The organism is Rhodopila sp. (genome assembly GCF_035548095.1).
Taxonomy (GTDB): Bacteria; Pseudomonadota; Alphaproteobacteria; order Acetobacterales; family Acetobacteraceae; genus Rhodopila.
Genome location: NZ_DASZUV010000022.1, coordinates 105973 through 114889 on the forward strand (window position 1 = coordinate 105973; position 8917 = coordinate 114889).

The 8917-nt window shown below is 66.8% G+C and carries 6 protein-coding genes; all 6 read left to right on the forward strand.

Annotation, left to right across the window (positions count from 1 at the left end; genetic code table 11):
• Positions 1-28: 28 nt before the first annotated feature.
• The 6 genes from carB to VHC04_RS17130 all read left to right on the forward strand — a co-directional run bounded on the left by carB (position 29) and on the right by VHC04_RS17130 (position 8794).
• Positions 29-3271: a carbamoyl-phosphate synthase large subunit gene (gene carB / locus VHC04_RS17105; RefSeq protein WP_325683480.1), complete on the forward strand. Its 3243-nt coding sequence runs from the start codon at positions 29-31 to the stop codon at positions 3269-3271.
• A gap of 107 nt (positions 3272-3378) precedes the next feature.
• Positions 3379-3852, forward strand: coding sequence for a transcription elongation factor GreA (gene greA / locus VHC04_RS17110; protein WP_325683483.1), 474 nt, complete (start codon positions 3379-3381; stop codon positions 3850-3852).
• A gap of 249 nt (positions 3853-4101) precedes the next feature.
• The gene (locus tag VHC04_RS17115; protein WP_325683485.1) at positions 4102-5298 is read left to right on the forward strand and encodes a threonine ammonia-lyase; all 1197 of its coding nucleotides are present in this window, start codon (positions 4102-4104) and stop codon (positions 5296-5298) included.
• Positions 5299-5339: 41 nt separating this feature from the next.
• Entirely contained in the window at positions 5340-6245 is a 906-nt protein-coding gene (cysD, locus tag VHC04_RS17120; protein WP_413789122.1) for a sulfate adenylyltransferase subunit CysD, read from the forward strand.
• The gene (cysC, locus tag VHC04_RS17125) at positions 6245-8086 is read left to right on the forward strand and encodes an adenylyl-sulfate kinase (RefSeq protein WP_325683487.1); all 1842 of its coding nucleotides are present in this window, start codon (positions 6245-6247) and stop codon (positions 8084-8086) included. Before cysD ends, cysC begins: the two co-directional genes overlap by 1 nt.
• Positions 8087-8194: 108 nt before the next feature.
• Positions 8195-8794, forward strand: coding sequence for a uracil-DNA glycosylase family protein (locus VHC04_RS17130; protein ID WP_325683489.1), 600 nt, complete (start codon positions 8195-8197; stop codon positions 8792-8794).
• Positions 8795-8917: the final 123 nt, after the last annotated feature.

An 8917-nucleotide genomic window follows, 5' to 3' on the forward strand; every position in this document is an offset into this window, starting at 1 on the left:
ACCCCAGCTTCTAGGCAGTTCGATTCAAATGCCCAAGCGCACCGACCTCAAATCCATCCTCATCATCGGCGCCGGCCCGATCATCATCGGGCAGGCCTGTGAGTTCGACTATTCCGGCGCCCAGGCCTGCAAGGCGCTGAAGCAGGAGGGCTATCGCGTCATCCTGGTCAACTCCAACCCCGCCACCATCATGACCGATCCCGGCCTGGCCGACGCCACCTATGTAGAGCCGATCACGCCCGAGGTCGTCGAGAAAATCATTGCGCGAGAGAAACCGGACGCCATCCTGCCCACCATGGGCGGCCAGACCGCGCTGAACACGGCGATGAAGCTCGCCGCTTCCGGCGCGCTGGAACGGCACGGCGTCGAACTGATCGGAGCGAGGGCGGACGTCATCGACCGGGCGGAGGACCGGCTGAAGTTCCGCGACGCGATGGCGGAGATCGGGATTGAATCCCCCCGCTCCGCGATTGCCCATTCGATGGAGGAAGCCCGCGCCGCGCTCGCCCTGACCGGCCTGCCAGCCGTCATCCGCCCCAGCTTCACCCTGGGCGGCACCGGCGGCGGCATCGCCTACAACAAGGAGGAGTTCGAACAGATCGTCAGCGGCGGCCTGGAGGCCTCGCCGACCACCGAGGTCCTGATCGAGGAATCGGTTCTGGGCTGGAAGGAATATGAGATGGAGGTCGTGCGCGACAGCGCCGATAACTGCATCATCATCTGCTCGATCGAGAATGTCGATCCGATGGGCATCCATACCGGCGATTCCGTCACCGTCGCCCCCGCGCTCACGCTGACCGACAAGGAATATCAGCGCATGCGTGACGCCTCGATCGCCTGCCTGCGCAAGATCGGCGTCGATACCGGCGGGTCGAACGTGCAATTCGGCCTGAACCCCAAGGACGGCCGCATGGTCATCATCGAGATGAACCCGCGCGTCTCCCGCTCCTCGGCGCTGGCGTCCAAGGCGACCGGCTTCCCGATCGCCAAGATCGCCGCCAAGCTGGCGGTCGGCTATACGCTGGATGAGCTGGCGAACGACATCACCCAGGTCACGCCGGCCAGCTTCGAGCCGACCATCGACTACGTCGTGGTCAAGATTCCCCGTTTCACCTTCGAAAAATTCCCCGGCACGCCGGCGATGCTGACCACGTCGATGAAGTCGGTGGGCGAGGCGATGGCGATCGGCCGCTCCTTCGCCGAGGCGCTGCAGAAGGGCCTGCGCAGCATGGAGACCGGCTTCTCCGGCCTCGACCCGGTGGAGCCTCCCGGCGATGGCGGACCGGACGCGTTCCGGGCGGCGCTGTCCGAGCCGCGGCCGGACCGGCTGCTGATGGCGGCCCAGGCGCTGCGTGCCGGCTTGTCGGTGGAGGAGATTCACGACGCGACGAAATTCGATCCGTGGTTCCTGCGCGAATTGCAGCGCATCACCGATGCCGAACGCGCCCTGACGGTCACCGGCCTGCCGCGGGAAGCCGGGGCGCTGCGGCGGCTGAAGGCGCTGGGCTTCTCCGACCGGCAGCTGGCCCGGATCACCGACAGCACGCCCGCCGACATCGCCGCCACCCGCCAGGCGCTTGGCGTCGTGCCGGTCTATCGCCGCATCGATACCTGCGCCGCCGAATTCGCGTCCCAGACCTCCTACATGTATTCCACCTATGAGGGCGGCTACGGCACCCCGGTCTGCGAAGCCGGCCCGACCGACCGCACCAAGGTGGTGATCCTGGGGGGCGGCCCGAACCGGATCGGCCAGGGCATCGAGTTCGACTATTGCTGCGTTCATGCCGCCTATGCGCTGAAGGAGGCGGGGTTCGAGACCATCATGGTCAACTGCAACCCGGAAACCGTCTCCACCGACTATGACACCTCCGACCGGCTGTATTTCGAGCCGCTGACCGAGGAGGATGTGATCGGCCTGATCCGCACGGAGCAGCGCAACGGCACCGTGCTGGGCTGCATCGTGCAGTATGGCGGCCAGACCCCGCTGAAGCTCTCGCAGGCGCTGGCGCGGGAAGGCATTCCCATCCTCGGCACCTCGGCCGACGCCATCGACCTGGCCGAGGACCGGGAGCGGTTCCAGCAATTGCTCCAGCGCCTGGGCCTGCTGCAGCCCGACAACGGCACCGCCCGCTCCGCCGAGGAGGCCGAGGCGATCGCCGAACGCATCGGCTATCCGGTGGTGATCCGGCCCAGCTACGTGCTGGGCGGCCGCGCGATGGAGATCGTCTACGACCGCGCCGGGCTGCATCGCTACATGCGCGAGGCCGTGCGCGTCTCCGGCGACAACCCGGTGCTGATCGACCGCTACCTGAACGACGCGATCGAGGTGGATGTCGACTGCATCGCCGACGGTGAAACCGTCTATGTCGCCGGGGTGATGGAGCATATCGAGGAAGCCGGCATCCATTCCGGCGACTCCGCCTGCTCCCTGCCGCCCTATTCACTGTCCCCGGCAATGATCACGGAGCTGAAATCCGAGACCGAGGCGATGGCCAAGGCGCTGGGCGTGGTCGGCCTGATGAACGTCCAGTACGCCATCAAGGACGACACGATCTACGTGCTGGAGGTGAACCCGCGTGCGTCCCGCACCGTGCCCTTCGTCGCCAAGGCCACCGGCGTGCCGGTCGCCAAGATCGGCGCCCGGGTCATGGCCGGGGCAAAGCTGGCGGACTTCGAGCTGGATGACGACTCGATCGCTCCGCATGTCGCGGTGAAGGAAGCGGTCTTTCCCTTCGCCCGCTTCCCGGACGTGGACACGATCCTGGGACCGGAGATGCGCTCCACCGGTGAGGTCATGGGCCTGGATTCCAGCTTCGAGCGTGCCTTCGCCAAGGCCCAGCTCGGCGCCGGCGTGATCCTGCCGATGGCCGGCACGGCGTTCCTGTCGATCAAGGACGCCGACAAGAAGGGCCTGCCCTCGCTGGCCCGCCGGCTGATCGAGATGGGCTTTTCCATCATGGCGACGAAAGGTACCGCCGCCCGCATCCGGGAGGCCGGGTTCCCGGTCAGCGTGGTCAACAAGGTGCTGGAAGGCCGCCCGCATTGCGTGGACGCGATCCGCTCCGGCGAGGTGCAACTGGTGATCAATACCGCGTCCACGCCGCAATCGGTGGCGGACAGTTTCGCCATCCGCCGCAGCGCCCTGACCCACCAGGTCCCGCACTACACCACCCTGGCCGGCGCCCGGGCCGCGGTGCATGCGATCGCGGCGATGAAAGCGGGAACGCTTGAAGTTGCGCCTCTTCAGTCCTACTTTCGCGGTTCATTTTGAACGGAATTCCGCGGCCGGGTCACGCTCTGCCGCGGATGGAACCGGATGAGTCGTCTCACTCTGACTTGTCTTGTTGGCTTGTCTCACTGGGCTTGAAGGACCACGACGTGCAGAAGTTCCCGATGACCGCCCAAGGTCTGCAGCGGCTGGAGGAGGAACTGCGCCACCTGAAATCGGTGGAGCGTCCGGCCGTCATCCGTGCCATTGCCGAGGCGCGTGAGCACGGCGACCTGTCGGAGAATGCGGAATATCACGCCGCGCGGGAGCGGCAATCCTTTATCGAGGGCCGCATCGCGGAGCTGGAGGAAATCACCTCGGCGGCCGAGGTGATCGATCCCTCCTCCCTGTCCGGCCAGCACGTCAAGTTCGGCGCCCATGTGAAGCTGGTCGATGAGGAGACGGAGCGGGAGACGATCTACCAGATCGTCGGCGTGCATGAGGCCGACATCAAGGCTGCCCGGCTGTCGATCTCCTCGCCGCTGGCCAAGGCGCTGATCGGCAAGAAGGTCGGGGAGACGATTTCCGTCCCCGCGCCGGGCGGCGATCGGTCGTACGAAATCTTGGAGATTCATTTCCGCTAAAAGTGCGATCGCCTGGAGCCGGCGGTGAGAGGGCGTGAGTCGCGCTCTCGAACCAAAAAGTCGACAAGGCATGACAGGGTCAACCTGATCCTGTCACGCTTGCGGCTGGGCGCATCGGCGCCCATTCCTTGCCGCCCGTCATGACCGGAGCGCGGCCGGCGCCTCCGATGGCGGGGAGGGCGGATCGCTCCCGCAGCATAGGGGCGCATAACGGCTTGCGGTCGCTCCGCCGGGATGGCAGGAACCGGCATGCTCACGCTCTCCGATGTCCAGGCGGCGGCCGACCGGATCGCCGGCAAGGTTGTTCGCACCCCGATCCTGTATAACCAGGCGATCTCCCGCCTGACCGGGGCCGAGGTCTGGCTGAAATTCGACAACATGCAGGTGACCGGCGCGTTCAAGGAACGCGGTGCGGCGAACCGTCTGGCGCTGTTGAGCGACGCCGAACGCCAGCGCGGCGTCATCGCCATGTCCGCCGGCAACCATGCCCAGGCCGTCGCGCGGCACGCCCAGCTGCTGGGGATCGATGCCACCATCGTGATGCCGAAATTTACGCCCTCCACCAAGGTGACCCGCACCGAGGCCTGGGGTGCCAAGGTCGTGCTGGTGGGCGAAACCCTGGCCGAGGCGGCCCAGCACGCGCACCAGGTTGCCGAAACCGAATCCCGCGTCTTCATCCATCCCTATGACGACCTCGGCGTGATCGCCGGCCAGGGCACGCTGGCGCTGGAAATGATGCAGGACGGACCGGACCTGGATGCGCTGGTGATCCCCACCGGCGGCGGCGGGTTGCTGGCCGGCTGCCTGATCGCCGCCAGCGCGCTGAAGCCCGGCATCGCCGTGTTCGGCGCCGAGGTGGAGACGTACGCCGCGATGGCCCAGCGCCTGGCCGGGCGCAGCGTCTCGGTCGGCGGCGCCACCATCGCCGAAGGCATCGCCGTCCGCGATATCGGGGAAACGCCGTTCCGCATCGTGGAGCGCCGCGTCACCGACGTGCTGGTGACGCCGGAACGGGCGATCGAGGAGGCGATCGGCGTGCTGGTGGAATCGGCGAAGACGGTCGCCGAGGGCGCTGGCGCCACCGGCCTGGCAGCCGTGCTCGCCTATCCGGAACGCTTCCGCGGCAAGCGCGTCGGCATCGCCGTGACCGGCGGCAACATCGATGCCCGCATCCTGTCCAACGTGCTGCTGCGCGCCCTGCTGCGCGACGGGCGTCTGCTGCGCCTGCATCTGCAGATCCCCGACCGTCCCGGCGTGCTGGCGGACATCGCCGGCAAGATCGGCGGGTCCGGCGGCAACATCATCGAGGTGTCACACCAACGACTGTTCGCATCCTCCTCCGTGCAGGCGGCGGAGCTGGAGGTGATGGTGGAAGCGCGGGACAAGGCGCATGCCAATTCGATCGTTGCAGCGCTTGAGGAAACCTATATTGTCCGGCGGGTCTGATCTCACCGCCCTGACATCCTTTCAAGACCGGGAATTTTCAATTGCCGAATGTCAATCTGGCCCATCTGGCCAGTCTGGAAGCGGAATCCATTCATATATTCCGTGAGGTTGCCGCCCAGGCCGCCCGCCCGATTTTTCTCTATTCCATCGGCAAGGATTCCTCGGTCCTGCTGCACCTGGCCCGTAAGGCCTTCTACCCCGCTCGGCCGCCCTTCCCGCTGCTGCATATCGATACGACCTGGAAGTTCCGGGCAATGATCCGCTTCCGGGATGAAATCGTGCAGCGCTTCGGGTTGGAGCTGCGTGTTCATACCAACCCCGACGGGGTACGCGACAACGTCAATCCGTTCGACCATGGCGGCGCCTATACGCAGATCATGAAGACGGATGCGCTGAAGCAGGCGCTGACCGCCGGCAATTACGACATCGCCATCGGCGGCGCCCGGCGGGATGAGGAACGGTCCCGCGCCAAGGAACGCATCTTCTCGGTCCGTGCGCCCGGCCATGCCTGGGATCCGAAGCGGCAGCGCCCCGAGCTTTGGCATCTGTACAACGGCAACCTGGCGCCGGGGGAGACGCTGCGGGTGTTTCCGCTGTCCAACTGGACCGAGATGGACGTGTGGAACTACATCGCCGCCGAGGGGATCGACGTGGTGCCGCTGTATTTCGCCGCGCCGCGCCCGACGGTGATGCGGGATGGCCAGATTATCGTCGTCGATGACGACCGCATGCGGCTGGAACCCGGTGAGGCACCGGTCGAGCGCATGGTCCGCTTCCGCTCCCTGGGCTGCTATCCGCTCTCCGCCGCGGTGGCCTCGGACGCCGGCGACATGGAGGCGCTGCTGCGGGAAATGCGCACCACGCGCGTATCGGAACGTGCCGGACGGCTGATCGACCGTGACGAAGGCGCATCGATGGAACGCAAGAAGCGGGAGGGATATTTCTGATGCCCGCATCGGTCCTGCGCGTCCTCACCTGCGGCAGTGTGGATGACGGCAAATCCACCCTGATCGGCCGCATGCTGTTCGAATGCGACGGCATTCAGGACGACGTGCTCGCGACGTTGGAGCGTGATTCGCGCCGGTTCGGCACGGTAGAGAACGGCATCGACTACGCGTTGCTGGTCGATGGGCTGGAAGCGGAGCGGGAACAGGGTGTCACGATCGACGTCGCCTACCGCTTCTTCGAAACGGATGCGTATCGCTTCATCCTGGCGGATACGCCCGGCCATCAGCAGTATACGCGGAACATGGTGACTGGGGCTTCCACCGCCGATGTCGCCATCCTGCTGATCGACGCACGCAAGGGCATCCTGCCACAGACGCGCCGGCACGCGGCCATTGCCTCGCTGCTGGGCGTGCGCCAGGTGGTGCTGGCGGTGAACAAGATGGACCTGGTGGACTTCCGCCAGGAAGTCTTTGCCAAGATCGACACCGATTTTGAGCTGTTGCGGCCGAAGTTCAATTTCACCAGCGTGACGATGATCCCTGTCGTCGCCCGCGACGGCGATAATGTCACGACATCGAGCGATCGGATGCCGTGGTATTCGGGGACGACGCTGCTGGCGGCGCTGGAGGCGGCGCGGCCTTCGACCACTCAGCAGGACGGGGCTTTCCGCCTGCCGGTGCAATACGTCAACCGGCCGGACCACCTGTTCCGCGGCTATTGCGGCACCGTGTCCGGCGGCCGCGTCCGGCCCGGCGATATCGTCCGCAATACCGCCGCCCGGACCGAGGCGAAGGTGGAACGGATCGTCACCATGGACGGTGACCTCGAGGAGGCCGCCGCCGGCATGCCGGTCACCCTGGTGCTGGACCGGGAGATCGATGTTTCCCGCGGTGACGTGCTGTCCGCCGATCCGCAGCCGGTGACCGCCGACCGGTTGGAAAGCTGGGTCGTCTGGATGGACGAGACCCCGCTGTTCCGCGGCCGCGCCTACCTGCTGATGCTGGGCACGCGGACCGTCGTCGCCACCGTCAGCGACATCACCGCCCGGATCGACATGGAGACGCTGGAGGAAGAACCGGTCCGGGAGCTGGCGCTGAATGAGATCGGCCGCGTCAGCCTGTCGCTGACCCATCCGGTGGTATGCGAGCCCTACACGGCCAGCCGTGATCTGGGCGGCTTCATCCTGATCGACCGGCTGACCCGCAACACGGTCGGCGCCGGCATGGTCACCACGGCGGGTGTCCGCTCCACCGACATCGTCTGGCATCAGATGGAGGTCGACAAGACCGCCCGCGCGCGTCTGAAGGGCCAGAAGCCGGCCGTGCTGTGGTTCACCGGCCTGTCCGGCGCCGGCAAGTCGACCATCGCCAACCTGGTGGAAAAGCGCCTGCTGGCGATGGGCCACCACACCATGACGCTGGACGGCGACAATGTGCGCCACGGGCTGAACCGCGACCTGGGCTTCTCGGAAGCCGACCGGGTGGAGAACATCCGCCGCATCGCGGAGGTGTCGCGCCTCTTCGTCGATGCCGGGCTGATCGTCATCGTCTCCTTCATCTCGCCCTATCGCGCCGAGCGCATGCTGGCGCGCGACCGCGTGGCCAAGGACGAGTTCTTCGAGATCTTTGTCGACACGCCGGTGGATGAATGCCGCCGGCGCGACCCCAAGGGCCTGTACGAAAAGGCCGATGCCGGACAGATCCGGAATTTCACTGGCGTCGATGCGCCCTATGAGGAACCGCTGAGCCCGGAAATCCGGTTGCGGACCCTGGAGGCCAGCCCCGAGGAACTGGCGGATCAGGTGATCGAGGCGTTGCGCGGAGCCGGCACGGTCAGCTGATCCCGAAGCAGGACCGGGCCGGACCGGCCACCGCCGGTTGCCATGGCCAAGTCGCGACGCGGACCGGCAGGACGTCCTGCTGACTGATACGGGGATCGAGGGAGCAGCATGACCGCCGCCTGTGCCGACGCGGATACGCTCGCCGCCGCTTCCGCCGAGGCCGCGGCCTGCCGCCTCTGTGCCGATACCCTGCCGCTGGGTCCGCGGCCGACGTTCCGGGTCTCGGACACGGCGCGCATCCTGATCATCGGCCAAGCGCCGGGCACCAAGGTGCACGCCACGGGCATTCCCTGGAACGACGCCTCCGGTGACCGTCTGCGCGGCTGGCTGGAGCTGGATCGTGAGCGTTTCTACGACCAGGGCCGCATCGCCATCGTGCCGATGGGGCTATGCTATCCCGGCCGGCTGCCGAAGGGCGGCGACGCGCCGCCACGGCGGGAATGCGCCCCGCTCTGGCTGGACCGCTTCATCCGCCTGATGCCGGCGATCCGGCTGACCCTGCTGGTCGGCTCCTACGCGCTGCGCCACCGCCTGGGGCCGGGTGCGATGACCGACCGTGTCCGCCGCTTTGCCGAGGTCGGTCCGGCCGTCATCCCGCTGCCGCATCCGTCCTGGCGCACCACCGCGTGGGAGCGCCGCAATCCCTGGTTTGCCGAGGAGTTGCTGCCGGAGCTGCGCGTCGCTGTCCGCCGGGCATTGGGAAACTGACTGCTGGGGGCCTGACTCGCTGGGGAACTGGCCACTGGGGAACTGGCCACTGGGGAACTGGCCACTGGGGAACTGGCCACTGGGGAACTGGCCGCTGGGCAATTGACCCCCTGGGCCATCGGC